15 protein-coding genes are annotated in these 17014 nt (G+C 70.5%); 2 read left to right on the top strand and 13 right to left on the bottom strand.

Annotated features, from left to right (window positions below; translation table 11 throughout):
• Window positions 1-211: 211 nt before the first annotated feature.
• The 9 genes from ACFYZQ_RS39300 to ACFYZQ_RS39340 all read right to left on the bottom strand — a co-directional run bounded on the left by ACFYZQ_RS39300 (window position 212) and on the right by ACFYZQ_RS39340 (window position 10864).
• Window positions 212-1648 carry an aldehyde dehydrogenase family protein gene (locus tag ACFYZQ_RS39300; protein WP_389158962.1) on the bottom strand — a complete coding sequence of 479 codons (1437 nt, stop codon included), beginning with the start codon at window positions 1646-1648 and terminating at the stop codon, window positions 212-214.
• A 33-nt stretch (window positions 1649-1681) separates the two neighbouring features.
• Window positions 1682-3010 carry an aldehyde dehydrogenase family protein gene (locus tag ACFYZQ_RS39305; protein WP_389158964.1) on the bottom strand — a complete coding sequence of 443 codons (1329 nt, stop codon included), beginning with the start codon at window positions 3008-3010 and terminating at the stop codon, window positions 1682-1684.
• 23 nt (window positions 3011-3033) lie between these two features.
• Window positions 3034-4278: an NAD(P)/FAD-dependent oxidoreductase gene (locus ACFYZQ_RS39310; RefSeq protein WP_389158967.1), complete on the bottom strand. Its 1245-nt coding sequence runs from the start codon at window positions 4276-4278 to the stop codon at window positions 3034-3036.
• 15 nt (window positions 4279-4293) lie between these two features.
• The gene (locus tag ACFYZQ_RS39315; protein WP_389158970.1) at window positions 4294-4617 is read right to left on the bottom strand and encodes a 2Fe-2S iron-sulfur cluster-binding protein; all 324 of its coding nucleotides are present in this window, start codon (window positions 4615-4617) and stop codon (window positions 4294-4296) included.
• A gap of 58 nt (window positions 4618-4675) precedes the next feature.
• Complete coding sequence (locus ACFYZQ_RS39320; protein WP_389158972.1) at window positions 4676-6982, bottom strand: CoA transferase; 2307 nt, start codon at window positions 6980-6982, stop codon at window positions 4676-4678.
• Window positions 6982-7788 carry an enoyl-CoA hydratase/isomerase family protein gene (locus ACFYZQ_RS39325; protein ID WP_389158974.1) on the bottom strand — a complete coding sequence of 269 codons (807 nt, stop codon included), beginning with the start codon at window positions 7786-7788 and terminating at the stop codon, window positions 6982-6984. Before ACFYZQ_RS39325 ends, ACFYZQ_RS39320 begins: the two co-directional genes overlap by 1 nt.
• Entirely contained in the window at window positions 7785-8198 is a 414-nt protein-coding gene (locus ACFYZQ_RS39330) for a Zn-ribbon domain-containing OB-fold protein (RefSeq protein WP_389158976.1), read from the bottom strand. The genes ACFYZQ_RS39325 and ACFYZQ_RS39330 overlap by 4 nt, the downstream gene beginning before the upstream one ends.
• An 8-nt stretch (window positions 8199-8206) precedes the next feature.
• On the bottom strand, window positions 8207-8989 hold the full coding sequence (locus tag ACFYZQ_RS39335; RefSeq protein WP_389159010.1) for a thiolase family protein: 783 nt from the start codon (window positions 8987-8989) through the stop codon (window positions 8207-8209).
• 282 nt (window positions 8990-9271) lie between these two features.
• On the bottom strand, window positions 9272-10864 hold the full coding sequence (locus tag ACFYZQ_RS39340; RefSeq protein WP_389158978.1) for a hypothetical protein: 1593 nt from the start codon (window positions 10862-10864) through the stop codon (window positions 9272-9274).
• Window positions 10865-10922: 58 nt separating this feature from the next.
• Between ACFYZQ_RS39340 and ACFYZQ_RS39345 the strand changes: the two genes are divergently transcribed.
• Together ACFYZQ_RS39345 and ACFYZQ_RS39350 are read left to right on the top strand one after the other, a co-directional pair.
• Window positions 10923-12563: an APC family permease gene (locus tag ACFYZQ_RS39345; RefSeq protein ID WP_389158980.1), complete on the top strand. Its 1641-nt coding sequence runs from the start codon at window positions 10923-10925 to the stop codon at window positions 12561-12563.
• A 712-nt stretch (window positions 12564-13275) separates the two neighbouring features.
• A complete protein-coding gene (locus ACFYZQ_RS39350) occupies window positions 13276-13818 on the top strand; it encodes a hypothetical protein (RefSeq protein ID WP_389158982.1) in 543 nt (180 codons plus the stop codon).
• Between the two features lie 135 nt (window positions 13819-13953).
• Here ACFYZQ_RS39350 and ACFYZQ_RS39355 read toward each other — a convergent pair whose 3' ends face one another.
• The 4 genes from ACFYZQ_RS39355 to ACFYZQ_RS39370 all read right to left on the bottom strand — a co-directional run bounded on the left by ACFYZQ_RS39355 (window position 13954) and on the right by ACFYZQ_RS39370 (window position 16663).
• Window positions 13954-14130: a hypothetical protein gene (locus ACFYZQ_RS39355; protein WP_389158984.1), complete on the bottom strand. Its 177-nt coding sequence runs from the start codon at window positions 14128-14130 to the stop codon at window positions 13954-13956.
• A gap of 142 nt (window positions 14131-14272) precedes the next feature.
• Window positions 14273-14431 carry a hypothetical protein gene (locus ACFYZQ_RS39360; protein WP_389158986.1) on the bottom strand — a complete coding sequence of 53 codons (159 nt, stop codon included), beginning with the start codon at window positions 14429-14431 and terminating at the stop codon, window positions 14273-14275.
• A gap of 126 nt (window positions 14432-14557) precedes the next feature.
• Window positions 14558-14845, bottom strand: a complete 288-nt coding sequence (locus tag ACFYZQ_RS39365; RefSeq protein WP_389158988.1) for a hypothetical protein — start codon at window positions 14843-14845, stop codon at window positions 14558-14560.
• Between the two features lie 363 nt (window positions 14846-15208).
• On the bottom strand, window positions 15209-16663 hold the full coding sequence (locus ACFYZQ_RS39370; protein WP_389158989.1) for a hypothetical protein: 1455 nt from the start codon (window positions 16661-16663) through the stop codon (window positions 15209-15211).
• Window positions 16664-17014: the final 351 nt, after the last annotated feature.

The following is a 17014-nucleotide window of genomic DNA, read 5'->3' on the forward strand; positions in this document are numbered from 1 at the left end:
CAGCGGTGCACCTCGTCAATCGTGACGTCCCCACCCATGCACAGTCCAACGAGAGTCCGGACCGCCGGTCACGGCAACTGCGGCTGCAGTATTAAGCGCTTTCTCGTCTCCGCCGAGGGAGTCCCAGATCTGGGAAAGGAAGCTCCAAGCAGCGGGATGATCTGGGGTGTTCATTGCGCTGTCCTTCCGCGGATTTCAGATAGGGCGGCCATTACGCCGCAGCCGGTGCCGGGAGCTGCAGTGTTTTGGTCTGGAGGAACTCCTCCAGACCGTGGACGCCCAGTTCGCGTCCGTTGCCGGACTGCTTGTAGCCGCCGAACGGCGCGAGCAGGTCCAGCGGTGCGCCGTTTATGTGGACCATGCCGGTGTCCAGGCGATGGGCGAAGGCGAGGGCTCGGTCCTGGCTCGCCGAGAACACCGCTCCGGACAGGCCGTACAGGGAGTTGTTCGCGATCCGCAGGGCTTCGTCCTCGTCCGCATACGGTATGAGGACGATGACCGGGCCGAAGATCTCTTCCTGGGCGATGGTCATGTCCTCGGTGACATCGGCGAAGACGGTAGGGCGGACGTAGTAGCCGGCGAGCAAGCCGGTCGGCGGCTCGATGCCGCCGGTCACCAGCCGGGCGCCCTGTTCGATTCCTTCGGCGATGTAGGTGCGCACCCGATCGCGTTGGACTGCTGAGGCGAGCGGACCGACCTGGGTCCGCTCGTCGGTGGGATCGCCCACGACCGCGGTCTCGGCCGCCTCGCGGGCCAGTTGCACCGCATGCTCGTAGGAGTCGCGGTGGACGAGCATCCGGGTCCACGCCGTACAGGTCTGCCCGGAGTTGAACAGGACGTTGGCCACTCCCCCACGGACCGCGGACTCCAGGTCGGCATCGGGCAGGATGACGTTGGCCGACTTGCCGCCGAGTTCCAGCGCGACCTTCTTGACGGTGGCCGCGGCGAGCTCACCGATCCGCTTGCCGGCACGCGTCGATCCGGTGAAGGAGACCATGTCGACGTCCCGGTGGGCGACCAGGGCCTCCCCCACCACGGCGCCGGTGCCCGGCACCAGGTTGAAGACGCCCGGAGGCAGCCCGATCGCATCGATGATCTCGGTGAGCAGGTAGGCGTCGAGCGGGGTCACCTCGGACGGCTTGAGCACGACGGTGCATCCCGCGGCCAGGGCGGCGGCCACCTTGGCCACGATCTGGTGCAGCGGGTAGTTCCACGGGGTGACGGCGGCGACGACGCCGACCGGCTCCTTGACGACGAGTGTGGTTCCGATGCGCTCCTGGAAGTCGTAGCTCTGAAGCAGCCGAGCGTAGGACTCAGAGACCGCGATCGGCAGCCCTGCCTGGACCGTCCTGGAGTTCTGCCGGGGGGCGCCCATCTGCGCAGTGATGGTCGCGGCGATCTCGTCGGCGCGCTGCACCAGGCCCTGGTGGAGCCGGTCAAGGAAGGCTCTGCGGTCGTCCGGGGACGTGCGGGACCAGGCGGGCAGCGCCACGCGGGCGGCGGCGACGGCCGCGTCGACATCCTTGGCGGTGGCGGCCGGCACCACAGCGATGACCTGCTCGGTGGCCGGGTTGACGACCTCGGTCACCTCGTCGCCGGACGACCGGCGCCAGACGCCGTCGATGTAGAGGTTCTTGTGCTCGAGCACGGTATTCACATCTCCTCGTCGTGATGGCGTGTGTCAGTGACGGCCGAACAGCTGCGGGTTGCCCTCGTCGATCCACACGGACTTGGTCTCCGTGTAGTCGTCGAGCGCTTCGGGGCCGAGTTCGCGGCCGATGCCGCTCTGCTTGAACCCGCCGAAGGGCACGGCGTAGTGGACGACGCGGTAGGCGTTGACCCAGACCGTGCCCGCGCGCAGCCGCCTGACCATGCGATGGGCGCGGCCGACGTCACGCGTCCACACGGCGGCCGCGAGACCGAAGTCGACGTCGTTGGCGAGCCGGGCCGCGTCGTCCTCGCCGCTGAAGCGCACCACGCTGGCCACAGGCCCGAAGATCTCCTCTTGGGCGAGACGTGAGGAGTTGTCGACGCCGGCGAAGACGGTGGGACGCACGAACAGGCCGCGGGCCAGCTCCGTGGTGGAGGTGTCCTGCACGCCGCCTGCCGCCAGGCGCGCCCCTTCGGACTGTCCGATGTCGATGTACTGCAAGACCTTGTCGAACTGGTTACGGCAGGCGAGCGGACCGACGTCGGTCGCCGGGTCGAGTGGGTCACCGAGGACCAGCTTGTCCGCGGCCGCCGCCAGGGCGTCCACGAACTCGTCGTAGATGCTGTCCTGCACCAGGACGCGCGATCCGGCCATGCAGGTCTGCCCGGTCGCCGCGAAGATGCCGCCCATGACGCCATGAACGGCGTTGTCGAGATCGGCATCGGCGAAAACGATGTTGGGTGACTTGCCGCCCAGCTCCAGGGTGACCCTGCCGATCCGGGGGGCGGCGGCGCTGAGCATGGCCTTGCCCGCTCCTGTGGAACCGGTGAAGGCGATCTTGTCGACACCTGGGTGGCCCGCCAGGGCGGCGCCGGTCGGCTCGGGCACGGTGTAGGTGGTGAAGCCGGGGTGGACGGGCAGGGTGGAGCCGTGGTGGTTTTCCGCCAGCCCCGCCACGTACCGGGCGTGCGCCGCCAGTCCCTTGGCGCCGGGCAGCATCTCGCTGATGAGCTTGCCATTCTCGTGGATCTGGAGGAACGCCAGTTCCTCTGCGTGCTCCTCGATCAGGTCAGCGAGCCGGCGCAGCAGGCCGGCCCGCAGCGCGGCGGGGGTGCGGGACCAGCCGTCCTCGTCGAAGGCCCGCCGGGCTGCCCGCACGGCCCGGTCGACATCCCGCTCGGTGGCGGCGGGGACACGGCCCCAGGAACGGTTCTCGTACGGGTCCAGGCAGGAGAAGGTCTCACCACCTGAGGCGGCGACCCACTCGCCGTCGATGAGCATCAGGTAGTCGCGGTCCATCTCGGGCGGAAAGCGCTCCGGGCGCGTGGAGGTGGCCGGGGCCGCCGTGTGGTCCGTCATGTCTCGGTTTCCATTCTCAGTGGTCAGAGGAGTTGCTTGAGAGGGATGGACAGGTCCTGCAGTGCTGCGGGATCCACCCGGGCGCGCGTGGCGACCAGCTTTCTGGCTGCGGTGAAGTCGCGGGAGCTGCCCACCACGTCCGCGGCGCGGACCTGGCCGTCCTTGAGGTAGAAAGCGGCGAACGACCGACCGGTCTCGGTGGTGCCACGGATGACGACGTCGTCGTAGCCGGTGGACAGTCCTGTGGTCTGGAGCTTGACGTCGTACTGGTCGGACCAGAACCACGGGATGGCGGTGTAGGGCTGCAGGTTCCCGGTCACGGTGGCGGCAGCGACCCGTGCCTGCTCGGAGGCGTTGGGCACCGACTCCAGTCTGCGCCGTCCGCCGTGCTCGCCGCACGGGTGGCTGGTGCAGTCGCCGATGGCGAGGATCGCGGGGTCCTCGGTACGGCAGTACTCGTCCACGACGATGCCGTTGTCGACGGCGAGCCCTGCCTGCTCGGCCAGTTCGGTGTTGGGGATCAGCCCGATGCCGACGAGGACGACGTCGGCATCGAGTTGTTCGCCGCTCTTGAGCTCCACCGCGGCCACCGTGCCGTCGGGGGCGAAGGAGAAGCCGGTCACCGCTGTGTCGACGCGGATGTCCACACCCTCTTCGGTGTGCACGCGCTGGTAGAAGGCAGACACCTGCGGAGCGGTCACCCGGGCCAGGACACGCGGCAGCGCCTCCACCAGCGTCACGTTCAAACCGAGTTGCCGGGCGACCGCCGCCACCTCGAGCCCGACATAGCCGCCGCCGACGACGACCAGCCGGGCGCCCGGCACGAAGCGGTGCCGCATGGCCTGCACGTCGGCGAGGGTTCTGAGGTAGTGGACGTTGGGCGCGTCGTCGAGGCCGGGGGCGGGCAGTCTGCGGGCCCGGCCGCCGGTGGCGAGCACCAGGCGTGCGTACGGCAGCCGCTCGCCGCCGGCCAGGACGACCTCGTGGGCGGTGCGGTCGATTCCCGTGACCCGGGTGCCCGTGCGCAGCTCGATGCCCTGCTGCTCGTACATGGCGGGGGGCCGGATGTACAGGTCCTCGGCGGATGCCTTGCCGGACAGGTACGCCTTGGACAGCGGCGGGCGGGCGTAGGGGTAGCCGGGTTCGTCGCCGATGAGGGTCACCGGTCCCTGATGGCCGGCCATGCGCAGGGCGGCGACGAAGTCCGCGCCGGCCTGTCCGCCGCCGACCACGACGACGCGGTCGGTGGCGGTGGGTTCGATGTGCATAGTGCGCTCCCCGTCCTACTTCTGGGACTTGGGGATGTGCAGGACGATGCCGTCCAGCGAGGCGTCCAGCGTGATCTGGCAGGACAGCCGGCTGGCGTCGGTGGGTTCCTCGGAGGTCGCCTCCAGCATGTCCTCCTCGTCTTCCGACCGCGCGGGCAGCGCACCGAGCCACTGCTCGTCCACGAAGACGTGGCAGGTGGCGCAGGACAGCTCACCGCCGCACTCGGCGACGATGCCGGGTACCAGGTTGGCGGTGGCGGCCTGCATGACGGTGGTTCCGTCGGGGGCGTCGGTTTCCTGCTTGGTCCCGTCCGGGCGGACGAATACGACACGGGGCATGGCGGGCTCCTGATCGGGGATGTGCGGGTAGGGGTAGGGAGGGCACGGACAGAAAGGGTCAGCGGGGGGACGGCGGCTGGGGAATGCCGCCGAGGAGTTCATTGAGGGCGGCGTCGTTAAGGTGCTCGACGTTGTCGCCGAGGGCGGGTGCGGGAGCGGGGTCCGGCGGCGCGTGGCCGTGCAGGATCATGGGGAACCCCTTCAGCCACTCAGGCACGCGCAGCGCCGTGCGACGCTCTCGGTAACGGGGGTCACGCGCTCGGTCGGCGGCGGTGTTCACGGGCACGGCCGGGACACCTGCGCGGCGCAGTTCCGCCACAGCCCGGTCACGGGGGCGCCGGGCCGTCCACTCCGAGATGACCGCGTCGACAGTGTTCTGGTGCTTCAGCCACCAGTCCTCCGGCTCATGGCCGGGCAGAGCCGTGATCACCTCGGCCAGCGCCCGCCGGTGTCCGGCGCTGGTGCAGGCGATCGCCAGCCAGCCGTCGGGCTCCGCCGTCGGGTAGGTGTCGTGCGGGGCGGCGCCGGGACGGCGGTTGCCGTCCGGTGCGGGCATCTGTCCTGTCCAGACGTACTGGCCGAGCTGATCGGCCAGGGTCCAGGCGACGACCTCCCGCTGTGAGACGTCCAGGTGGATGCCGCGCCGACCGCTGGTGACGGCGTTGGCGACCAGCGCGGCGCCGACGAAGGCCACCACCTGGTCGGGGTAGTTGATGTCACCGCCCGACCACATGGGCCGCTCCCCCGGGTAGCCGGTGACGGCCGCGAGGCCGGACAGCAGATCCAGGGTCGAGCCGTAGGAGCTGTACGACGCCTCCGGGCCGGTGACGCCCTGACTGGACAGGGACAGGTAGACCAGGTCGGGGTTGAGCCGGTGGGCGGTGGCGTAGTCGATGCCCATGCGGGCCGCCACGCCCACGCGGAAGTTCTCGACCAGGACGTCGGCTCTGCGGATGAGCCGGTGGACGATGGCCCGGCCGTGCTCGGTTTTCAGATCGAGGCTCAGGCCACGCTTGCCGGCGTTGTTGGAGGCGAACATCGGCGACGTCGGCGGCTTGCTCCCGGACGCCTGGTCCGTGCTGCCCGGCATGACCCACGTCCGGAACCCGTCGGGACGCTCGCGCGACTCGATCTTGATGACGGTGGCGCCGTAGTCGGCGAGCAGCCGGCTGGTGGCCGCTCCGGCGGTGATGGTGCCGAAGTCGAGAACGACCAGACCGCTCAGCGGAGCCGCGTCCTTGCGCTGCCGTGGCGTGCTCGCGCGCGGCGTGGGGACGGTTTCTTGCGCTGTGGTCGTGAGGGTGCTGCTGTGCTCGCCCAGTGCGGGTGCCGGCGCCGCGGGCTCGGGCAGGCCGGGCATGGTCCACGGCAGGCCGACCACGGGGGCGTCTTTGCGTCGCCGCTCGGGCGGCAGCACGAAACCGCGGCCGCGGAGCTGCTCGCTGCCCAGCAGGTCGTTGGCGTCGGCGGCGTAGCCGAAGGGCAGCCCCAGGCTCTGGGCCGCGGTGTAGAGCTCCACGGCCTCCCGGCTCGCGGCCGCTTCGGCGATCACGGGCCACCACTCCTGCGCCCGCCTCGCGCGCTGCTCTGGGTCGTCGAGGCCGGGGGCGCTCAGGCGTGGGTCGCCGAAGACCTCCACCACGGCGGGCCACTGACGGTCGAAGAAGATCACTCCGACCCAGCCGTCCTTGGCCCGCACCACGCGCCAGCCGCCCTGTGAGTAGCCCGCACGCTTGGGGATGTCGCCGCTGAGGTCGTGGATGACGTCGCTCTTCCAGTCCATGTAGGCGGCGACATCGCTCAGGGCGACCTCGACCAGGTCGCCGCGTCCCGTGCGGTCGCGGCCTCGCAGGGCGATGATGGCGCCGTACAGGCCGGCGAAGGCCGCCGCGTGGGCGCTCTGCTCGCCGCCCAGGCTGAGCGGGCGCTGGTCCGGCTCGCCGATCATGGTGGCAAGGCCCCCGTACGCCTCCGCCAGGAGGCTGTCGCCGACGCTCTCGGCGTACTCGCCGGCCAGTCCGAACGCGGTGAGGGAAACCACGACCAGTCCGGGGAAGCGTTGCCGGAGCTCGTTGAGGTCCAGGCCCTCGGCGGCGGCCGCGGCCGGTGTGAGGTCGGTGATCAGTACGTCGGCGGTGGCCAGGGGGCTGGTCTCGTCGGCCGCCAGTTGTTCGGGCCGCAGTACGGCGCTGCGTTTGCCGGCGCCCAGGGCGGCGAAGGTGAACTCCCTGGCCCGCAGCGGCGTGCCGGTCGGCGGCTCGCACAGCAGGACGTCGTGGCCGAGGGCGGCGAACAGGCGTCCGCACGCCGCTCCCGCGACCGACTCGGTGACCTCGACCACCCGGAAGGTGCGCTGGCCGGACATCAGCCCTGCCCCGGGTTGCGCTCGCCCGCCCTGAACCGGCCGAGGCCTTCGGCCAGAGCGGTGCTGCGGGATCGCAGTTCGTCCGCGACCTCATGCCCGTAGGCGATGGCCTCGGTCCACTGGGAGATCTCGCAGGGGATCTTCCACAGCGCCTTCTTGGACCATGCCAGCGCGGTCGCGTCGAATGAGGCGACGCGTTCGGCGAGGTCGGTGGCGGCGGAGTCCAGCTCCTTGAGGGGGACGGAGAGGTTGACCAGGCCCCACTCCGCTGCGGTGGGACCGTTGATGCGTTCGGCGGTGAGGACCAGCCAGGCCGCGTGCTTGGGCTGCAGGCGCAGCTGGGCGGCGGGCCCGGCGAGGGTCGGGTAGAGGCCGAAGCCGATCTCCGGCATGCCGATCTGGGCCTCGTCTGCCGCGATGGCGAGGTCGGCGACGTTGATGAGCGTGGAACCCCCGCCGAGCGCCGTGCCGTTGACGGCGGCGATAACGATGGCCGGGTGGCTGCGGATCTCCTCCTGGACGGCCGCCCACTCGCTGCGCCGGTCGAGCTCCGCGTCCCCGGTGCTGACGTCACCCTCCTTGAGGTCGACGCCGGCGCAGAAGGCGGGGCCGTTGCCGGTCAGGATGATCACCTTGGAGCGGCCTCGGCACTCGTCGAGGGCGTGCACGATGCCGGCGCGGGCCGCCCGGTTCATGGCGTTGCGCTTGGCCGGGCGGTTGAAGGTGATGCGGGAGATGCCGCTTGGCAGGTGCTCGAGCAGGACGGCTTGTTCGGTGTCCGTCTGCGTGGTGGGTGTCGTGGTCATTGGGATGCCACCTTGAACTTCGGGACGGCCCGCTCCTTGGACACCTTCTCGAAGACGACCTGAAGCGGCATCCCGCACTCCAGGTCCTCGGGCGGGTCGATGAGGGTGGTCATCAGATACGGGCCCTCCTCCAGCTGGACGAAGGCCACGAGGTAGGGCACCTCGTCGGCGAAGGCGGGGAAGTACTTCTGGTGCATGACGATCCAGGACCAGAGCGTTGCCCTGCCGCTGGCCGCGCGCCATTCGAAGCCGTCGTCGAGGGTGGCGGGGTCGACTGGCGACTCGGGGTAGCGGGGGGTGCCGGAGTCGCCGTACTGCAGGCGGAGTTCACCGGCGAGGGTGCCCTCCCAGAAGGCGCGGTTGGCGTCCGTGACCGGCGGGAGCATGTCGATGAGTTGCTGGTTGTCCATGGGTGTGCTCACTCCCCGACCAGGACGTGCGACGTGGTGATGGGTGAGGCGCAGATGTATTGGGCGACGTTGCAGTCGGCCACCTGGCGCGGGCCGGCTTCGCCGCGGATCTGGCGCACGGCCTCGACGTGGTGGCCCCAGCCCTGCATGTAGCTCTCGCCGGTGTGCCCGCCGGCCGTGTTGATGGGCACCTCGCCGTCACGCGCGATGCGGTCGGCGGTCGCCCACTTCCAGGCCTCACCGCGCGGCGCGTGGTCGAAGCCCTCCAGGCTGAACAGGACGGTGGGGGTGAAGTTGTCGTAGATCTGCAGGCAGTCCATGTCCTGCGGGCCATACCCCGAGGCCGAGTACACCCGGCGGGCCACGTCCTGGGCGGCGGAGTGGAAGAAGTCCGTGCTGGTGTAGTAGTTGCTGACGCTCGCCCGCGCGGCGGTGGCCGCCACCCGTACCGGCCGCTTGGCCAGGTCACGGGCCTTGTCCAGGGTGGTGAGGATCAGCGCGACGCCGCCGTCGTTGATGATGCAGTAGTCGTACAGGCGCAGCGGGTCGGCGATGTAGCGGGAGGTGAGGTACTGCTCCTCGGTGATCTCCTCGCGCATCACGGCGACCGGATTGAGGGCGGCGTTGCGGCGGTTGTTGATCGCGATGGGGGCGAGGGCGCCGTCGGGCACGCCGTATTCGTGGGCGTAGCGGCGGTACATCATCGCCACGTACGCGCCCGGGGAGGTCATGCCGTACATGGCGTCGTAGCGGGTGGTGGGGCTGTCGGTGTAGGAGCCGCCGTAGGTCATCTTCACCGAGCGGCCTCTCGCTCATTTCGGACCGATTCCTGATGCCTCCGCTGGAGATGGCCGAGCCAGCCTCGCGGTTGCGGTCTTGGTGGTGACCGAATCCCAGTCCCCACCCATCAGCTTCCAGTTCGCCAGCAACACCCCGGCGACCACTCTTGACGATTGCCCAGCCCCTTCGCCGCTGATCACCCGCCGGCGACCTGCCGGAGCCACCGCGGGCGGGGGCGCGGTGGCTCCGGCGGGGGGGAAGGGTGAAGCGCGTGCAGCCCGGCCTGCCCGGTGTCAGGGCGTGGCCAGCAGCGCCTCCAGGGCGTCGGCGGTGTCCGAATGGCGGGCGAGCAGGGCCGCGCCGGCCAGGGCCGGCTCCGCGGACTGCCAGGTGCCCGCGCAGCCGAGCAGGTCCGCCACCGCGTCGCAGGTCGCCGGGTGGGCGGCGAGCAGGGCCAGGCCGCAGGGCGCGGAGGAGCGGTCGCGGGCCGGGCGCGGGTCTGCCGAAGCCAGCTCGACCCGCCACGGCGGTGTCCACGCGTCCAGGTCCGCCAGCCGGCCCGGGAAGACGCGGCCGGCCTCGCGGATCAGCAGGGGCGCGAGATCGGCGCCGCTGCCGCGCAGCGTGGTGATGAGGGTCGGCAGCCAGGGCAGCAGCACCGGGTCCGGCAGCTGCGCGAAGGCGTGCGAGACCGCCTCGACGACGAAGTCGGCGAGGCCCGGCACCGGCTCCAGCGCGTGCAGGAAACCGCTGAGATAGCGCGGGTAGGCAGGCACCACCAGCGGGTTGCCAAGCAGTCCCGCGCACCGCGCCCGCAGGTCGGCGCGGGTGAGCCGGCGCAGCTGTGTCCTCGCCGCCCACAGCAGCGCCGTCTTGGCGGGGTCCTCCGGGTGCGACTGGGCGACGGCCAGCTCCAGTTGGTTGCGGTCGCAGCCGAGGGACAGGGCGAGGCCCTCCATGCTGAACAGGAAGCCCAGCATGGCCGCCACCTGGCGCACGCTCGCGTCGTCGTCGGCGAACGCCGTCGGCAGCAGCGTGCAGTAGTGCGCGTATCCGGTCGTGACGAACGACTCGATCCACGCGGGCAGGGCCGGCTCGCTGGTGCGGTAGTACGCCAGCAGGCCGCGCACCCGACGCAGCACCTCCGGTGCGCCGTCCACGCTCCGCTCGGTCGCGAGCACCTCCAGCGCGCGCCGGCCCAGTTCGTCGGCGAGGCGGCGGCTGCGCAGGTAGAGGGTGGCGTCCTCGACCGCCTGGAGGACGGTCGCCGTGGTGGCCTGCGGGCCGTACGCGGTCCGCCGCAGCCGCTGCTCGAGCACCTGCTCAATGCTGACGCCCTCGTAGCCCAGCTCGATCAGGGCCCGCTGGTGGGTGCCGAGCGCCAGGTCCCAGGACTCCTGGATGGGGTGCTCGCCGAGCCGCCGTTCGCCCATGATGGGACGGGCCGCCCCGTGCGGCAGGAGGTACCGCAGCATCCACAGCACGTCGGAGCATTGCTCGAGCTCCGGCCGGGAGGCCATGTCGAGCAGGGCCCGCTGGACGCCGCGCTGCTGGAGCTTGAGGTTCAGCGGGGCGAGCCGGTCGTGGACGTCCCGGGTGAGCGGGGCCAGCGCGTCGTAGCCGACCTGGCCGACCCGGTCGCCGCCGAGCATGATCTCCACCAGGCGGCGCACGTCCCGCCGGCCTGGCACGCTGTCCTTCTCGATGCAGGTGACCGCCGCGTCCTGGAAGTCGTACACCGGTTCGGCCACGCCACCGAGGCCCTGTACCGGGCAGCGGTCACCGGCACTCCGCCGGCCGGCCCGCACCCGGCCGCCGCTCCCTGAGCGGGCGCGCTGCTTCGGCGGCCCGAGCGCACCGGCAACCGGTGACACGTTCGGTGCCATGACCGCGTCACCGTGGCACGATAGTGATGAACATCACCCTAGCGAGGGGGTGTGCACCATGGCCGTGTCAGAAGCGGGACCGCAGACCCACAAACCCGGACTGCGACGCGAGATCGGCTTCATCGGACTCATCTGGGCCTCGGAAGGCTCCATCATCGGATCCGGCTGGCTGTTCGGCGCCCAGGGCGCCCTGGCGGCCGCCGGTCCGGCGGCGATCATCTCCTGGGCCATCGGCGGCCTGGCGATCCTGATCCTGGCGCTGGTCCATGCGGAACTCGGCGGCATGTATCCGGTCTCGGGCGGCACCGCCCGCTTCCCGCACTACGCCTTCGGCGGCGCCGCAGGCGCGTCGTTCGGCTGGTTCTCCTGGCTGCAGGCGGCCACGGTGGCACCGATCGAAGTGCTGGCGATGATCACCTACGCCCAGCACTACTCCTGGGCGAGCGGCTGGGAGAAGATCCAGGGCGGCGAGCACGTCCTGACCCCGCCCGGCATCGCCGTCGCGGTCGGCCTGATGGCGGTCATCACGGCCATCAACTTCCTCAGCATCCGGCTGCTGGCCCGTACCAACAGTGCGGCGACCTGGTGGAAGGTCGGCGTCCCGCTGCTGACGATCTTCGTGTTCGCCCTCGCCCAGTTCCACACCAGCAACTTCACCGCGGCCGACGGTTTCGACCCGTACGGGGCCAAGGGCATCCTGTCCGCCGTCTCTACCAGTGGCATCATCTTCGCCCTGCTGGGCTTCGAACAGGCCGACCAGCTCGCCGGCGAGAGCGCCAACCCGAAGCGGGACATCCCGCGCGCGGTCATCGGGTCGATCGTCCTGGGCATCCTGATCTACATCCTGCTGCAGGTCACCTTCCTGGCCGCGCTGCCCGCCACCCAGATCGGCAGCCACTGGGCCAACTCCGCCTTCACCGCGCTGAGCGGGCCCTTCGCCCAGGTGGCCACGCTCATCAGCCTGGGCTGGCTGGCCACGGTCCTCTATCTCGACGCCGTGGTGTCCCCCGCCGGTACCGGCCTGATCTACATCACCGGTTCCTCCCGGGTCTCCTACGGCCTCAGCCGCAACGGTTATGTGCCCTCCGTCTTCGAGGCCACCAACCGGCGCGGTGTTCCCTGGGTCGGCCTGATCACCGCGTTCGTGATCGGCTGCATCTGCTTCCTGCCCTTCCCCAGCTGGCGGTCCCTCGTCGGCCTGATCACCAGCGCCAGCGTGCTGATGTACGCCGGCGCCCCGCTCTCCTTCGGGGTGTTCCGCAACCGGCTGCCCGACGCCCACCGTCCCTACCGGCTGCCCGGCGGCGCCTGGATGTCGCCGCTGGCCTTCATCGTCGCCAACCTGCTGATCCTGTGGTCGGGGTGGACCACCGACTGGAAACTCGGCGTCGCCATCCTGCTCGGCTACGTCATCCTGGTCGCCAACCGGGTGCTCAAGATGAACCCCATCACGCCCCAGCTCGACCTGCGTGCCGCGCAATGGCTGCCGGTCTACCTGGTGGGCATGGGACTCATCGTCTACCTCAGCGACTTCGGACCGCTCAAGCATCCCTGGTTCCCGCTGTGGTGGGACATCGGGGTCGTGGCCGTGTTCAGCCTCGTCATCTACTACTGGGCCATGGCGGTGGCCCTGCCCAGCGAACGGATCCAGCGGCTGATCGACCAGGTGGTCGTTCCGGAGGAGGAGGACATCCTCTGACGTCGGCCCCGGAGAGCTTCGCCGTCCCTGGTGGAGGCTCGGGGCTTGAGCGGTGTCCAGCTGGACGGGCAGGCTCTGGACGCTGCGGGCGGCGCGAGCTGGGGTGTAAGAAACCTGATGGTTGAGCAACCGCGGGCGAGGTCGAGGGTCGGCACATACGTCACCGACATGCCGTACGTGCTTGAACAGCCCCGAGGTATCTGTCAGGCACGGGCCTCGGGAACCAGGTGCCTCACATGCCTGACGCGGGCTCTCAGACTCCCCGCTTCGCGTCGGGGGGCTGGGTGCCTGGGAGGTTGCCGTCAGTGATCAGCTCAGAAGCGGTGGCCAGAAGCGGGGCCCGCGGCACTCACGGCGCGCGGCGCAGCCGAGCACTCCATGCAGAACTGCTTCTGGTCATCGTCGCCCTCGAAGCACGGCTCCCCGAACGGAGGCATGCAGTCGACGTGGGCCTGGCCGTCGGCGGTGAGCGTCTCATGGCGAGTGCCGCAGGCCGTCGCTCAACCCACGTGGCGACCACCAGTTCCTCCGGGCAACCAGTCATGACGCGGTCCCCGCGCGGGCTGCGGTGCCGGCCTCGTATGCGCGGGCGAGCAGCGCGTTGAAGGCGAGCGCGGCCGCCGGGTCGGACCCGGGAGTCGACCCACGGCCGCCTGCTCGCCCTCGCTGAGCGAGTCCAGCAGGACGGTACGGGCCAGCGTGCCAGCAGGGCGTGGCGCAGGACGTCCGGGGCGAGGACGGCGCGGCGGGCGGCCTCCTGCTCCTGGCGGTGCTGCTCGTCCTGGAGCTGCTGCACGCGTTCGTCTTCGGCGTCGGCGGCGAGCTCGTCCTGGACGACGGCGTCGGCCTGCGGGTCGTAGACGCCGCCGGTGGTGGCGAGCAGCTGCGTGATGCGCTCCCACTCGCCGACTTCGGCCGGGCCGCGTTCGGCGTCGGCCAGGTCCTCGCGGTCGCCTTCGAGGGGCTGCTGCAGCCGGGCTTCCTCGAGCGCGGCCGCGGTCCCTGTGGCGGTCATGCCGGTGGCGCGGACCGAGCGGCGGCCGACCTTCGCCCAGTCGACCGGCTGGCGGGGCGCGGCCGGGCCGGGTGCCGAGACGCGCAGACGACGGCGGGATCGGGGAACGGGGGTGCTCACACGAGCCTCCCGATCGTCGTGGAAACGGTGACGGATTTCCGGCCGCCGCATGGTGGATGCGGCGGCCGTAGTGAACCGAAGCACGCTAGTTGTCACCGGCGGAGCCGGACGAGCTGGTGAACGGGTCCGGTCAAAGCAGTCTGGTTGTCACCAACGAGGCAGGCGGCCTGTCACCAGTGCTCATTCAGCAGCCTTCCTGTCACCGGAAGTGAAGCTCTACCAGCCCTGCGAAGCCGAACTGAGCAACGGGGAGCATCACTCGGTGCGAGCACCGAAGGCTGCTGCGCCCTCTCGGCCCGTCTGCTGGTTGGCCTTGATGTAGGGCCCCAACTCGGCTTTGTAGGCAGCGAATTCGATCGTGTGGGCACTGTTGGAGGCGGTCAGATGGCGGGCCAGGGAGCGGGCGCCGATCAGTGCCTGGGAGGTGCCCATGCCCGCGGTGGGGGCGGCGCAGTTTCGGGCTACGGACGGTGCGTGGACCTGTACGCCCCCGGCCAGAAGGTGACTGCTGCCCTGGCCGGCGGCGGTACGACCACGGAGGACGGCGGCGCAACGTCCTGGGCCGCCCTGAGTTTCACTGAGTGCTGATCGTGATCTCCCCGATGCCGCCTGCTCTTGCTTGGGCGGCCAGCGCCTCCTGGTAGGTGACGTACTGGCGGGTTGTGCCGTCGGGCAAGTTCAGCTGGTAGACGATGATTGGCTGCGGGGACACCGCGCCGCAGTTGCAGGCCATGTGCGTTCTCCTTTCGTGTCTCGGTGTTTGAGCGCCGGAGTGGCAGCCGTTACGCTGTCATGCCGTCCGCATGCGGCGCGTTGTGCAATGCACCTGGTGGATGGTGCCCTCATGGTTTCGTGTTGGTCAGTCCAGCCACCGTGAGGCCACTCCCGCGATGTAGGACAGGCTCAGGGCGGTTGCCGGTGCCGTGAACCAGACGGTGTCCGCCAGGGCGAGGAGACAGGCGGTCACGGCGGTCGCGACCCACACGCTCGCGCACCAACCGCAGCTGACCAGGTAGGTTGCCTTGGAGTCGTCGCCGAAGCGATCGGCGATCTGCGATCTGAAGCCGGCCGCGAGCGTGTCCTTGGTGAGAAGGCGGGTGATGCGGCAAGTGGCGCCGAGGGCCAGCAGGAACGCCGTCAGGCTCATGGAAGTCTCCCCTCAGTGCAGGTGGGTTTGGTGCGGCACCGGGCGGCGTGTGTGCGCTCGCCGTTAGGCTTGGAGGCCGGGCCGTGCCCCCCCCCCCCCCCCGCCGGGGGGGGGGGGGGGGGGGGGGGGGGGGGGGGGGGGGGGGGGGGGGGGCGGGGCGGGGGGGGGGGGGGGCGCGCCCCGCCCCCCCCCCCCCCCCCCCCCCCCCCCCCCCGTCCTTGCATGACGGGGGGGACGGCTCCGCAGGGGGAAGGCGATCGACGTTCGACGAACCGTTAAATCAGGCTGACCATTGGACGGGGCCTGGCAACGGTCTGTCCCGACGGTGCTGTGCCGTCCCGGACGAGGCAGGGTCGGGACCGGTCACAGCGGCAGGCAGGGCGGCAGGGGGCCGGTCGCCTGAACGGTGCTTCCGCCGACGTTGGCGGTTGCGGTGAAGCTGCCTGACAGCGCCTGCAGCAGCGTCAGGCTGGTGTTGAGGGTCGCCGTGCCGGTGGCGTCGGTCACCGCGGTGCCCACCAGTTGTCCGCCCACGAAGAAACTTACCGTCACGCCCGCGGCCGCAGGCGAGACACGCGCCCGCAGTGTTGCCGCGAAGGTGTTCGGCAGCGGGACCTGCAGGTCGAACTGCCAGCAGGACGGCAGCACCTGAAGTGTCACGCCCGTCCCCGCGCCGGTGACGTTGACGGTGATCGGGGTGGAGGAGACGTTGGTGCACGAGCAGGCGGTGTTGGCCGCGGTGACCGTTGCGGTGACCGACGCCGGACCCGCCGCGGGGAAGGTCAGCGACCCGGAGGCGATCCCGGAGGCGTTGGTGGTGACGGTCACCGGCGTCGCCCCGCCGCCGCTGAAGGTGACCGAGGCACCCGAGACGGGTACACCGTTGCACAGCACGACCGCCGTCAGGCTGGTCGGCTGACCGGCCACCACCCCACCCGACGGCGGCAGCAGGAACACCAGACAGGACGGCTGCGTGGTGACGTTGACCGTGACCGGGGTGGAGGAGACGTTGGTGCACGAGCAGGCGGTGTTGGCCGCGGTGACCGTTGCGGTGACCGACGCCGGACCTGCCGTGGGGAAGGTCAGCGACCCGGTGGCGATCCCGGAGGCGTTGGTGGTGACGGTCACCGGTGTGGCCCCACCACCGCTGAAGGTGACCGAGGCACCCGAGACGGGGAGCCCGTTGCACAGCACGACCGCCGTCAAGGTGGTCGGCTGACCGGCCACCACCGCACCCGACGGCGGCAGCAGAAGCACGAGACAGGACGGCGCTGCGGGGACGGTGACGGTGATCGGTGCGAAGGTGCAGGCAACGCAGGAGCCAGCTGCCGGGGTGAAGCTGACGCCCACCGTCTGACCTGCGGTCAGCGCGACCCCCAGATTGGTCGGGGCGACCACGCCGTTGACCACCGCGGCCGTGACCGTGGCCCCGCCCGGCAGAGTGTAGGTCAGGGTCCCGTTGACGGAGGCCAGGCCGGCGCTGCAGGCCAGCGTGGTGGTGGCTGTCGTGGTCCCGCCGGGGGCGGACAGCGTCGTCGAGATGGTACCGGCCGGCCCCGCGGTGACGGTCACGGTACCGCTGTCGGTCCCCACCACGACGCCGCCGGCGTCGACGTAGTTCACTGAGACCAGCTGTACGCCCGAGCCGACGGCCGTGAACGTCGCAGGGCCGGCGACTCCGGCGACCACCGGCAGCGTCTGGGGGGTGGCGCCGTCGTAGGTGAAGACGGCCGAGGTGGCCCCGGCGGGCGCGCCGGTGACGATGGCGGTGAAGGTCGAGCAAGCCGCCACCGTTGAGGGAATGATGGTTACTGCCATGAGAGCAGCCCCTTTTGCGGAGAGTCGGGTGTGGGCTGCCGCATACGGCCGCACGCCTTGCTGGCGCGGTTCAGGCATTCACCTGTCGGGGTGCCCATGCGTGTGGACAACGATCCAGCGATCGCCGTCTGACACCACGACAGAGGATGGGCACCCACAATCGGTTACCCCATTACAGGCACACAAGCTAAATCCCCACCATATGCAGGAATCAGATTGACTCGAATGGTCTAACATTCGCCCTATCAAAACTCACACTGAACACTGCAAAAACGTCGTAATCAAAGAGCACAGAACCGGCCGCAGTCCCCTCATTTCCCTTAGGTCCCTTGGGTGGTTGGTTGCGGCGGA

The organism is Streptomyces sp. NPDC001843 (genome assembly GCF_042891955.1).
Classification (GTDB): Bacteria; Actinomycetota; Actinomycetes; order Streptomycetales; family Streptomycetaceae; genus Streptomyces.

Coding starts and splice junctions, on each gene's coding strand:
- ACFYZQ_RS39325 (WP_389158974.1), bottom strand. CDS start 7,788: ATGACCACGACACCCACCACGCAGACGGACACCGAACAAGCCGTCCTG.
- ACFYZQ_RS39345 (WP_389158980.1), top strand. CDS start 10,923: ATGGCCGTGTCAGAAGCGGGACCGCAGACCCACAAACCCGGACTGCGA.
- ACFYZQ_RS39365 (WP_389158988.1), bottom strand. CDS start 14,845: ATGAGCCTGACGGCGTTCCTGCTGGCCCTCGGCGCCACTTGCCGCATC.
- ACFYZQ_RS39310 (WP_389158967.1), bottom strand. CDS start 4,278: ATGCACATCGAACCCACCGCCACCGACCGCGTCGTCGTGGTCGGCGGC.
- ACFYZQ_RS39315 (WP_389158970.1), bottom strand. CDS start 4,617: ATGCCCCGTGTCGTATTCGTCCGCCCGGACGGGACCAAGCAGGAAACC.
- ACFYZQ_RS39305 (WP_389158964.1), bottom strand. CDS start 3,010: ATGACGGACCACACGGCGGCCCCGGCCACCTCCACGCGCCCGGAGCGC.
- ACFYZQ_RS39370 (WP_389158989.1), bottom strand. CDS start 16,663: ATGGCAGTAACCATCATTCCCTCAACGGTGGCGGCTTGCTCGACCTTC.
- ACFYZQ_RS39360 (WP_389158986.1), bottom strand. CDS start 14,431: ATGGCCTGCAACTGCGGCGCGGTGTCCCCGCAGCCAATCATCGTCTAC.
- ACFYZQ_RS39320 (WP_389158972.1), bottom strand. CDS start 6,982: ATGTCCGGCCAGCGCACCTTCCGGGTGGTCGAGGTCACCGAGTCGGTC.
- ACFYZQ_RS39330 (WP_389158976.1), bottom strand. CDS start 8,198: ATGGACAACCAGCAACTCATCGACATGCTCCCGCCGGTCACGGACGCC.
- ACFYZQ_RS39335 (WP_389159010.1), bottom strand. CDS start 8,989: ATGACCTACGGCGGCTCCTACACCGACAGCCCCACCACCCGCTACGAC.
- ACFYZQ_RS39355 (WP_389158984.1), bottom strand. CDS start 14,130: ATGGGCACCTCCCAGGCACTGATCGGCGCCCGCTCCCTGGCCCGCCAT.
- ACFYZQ_RS39340 (WP_389158978.1), bottom strand. CDS start 10,864: ATGGCACCGAACGTGTCACCGGTTGCCGGTGCGCTCGGGCCGCCGAAG.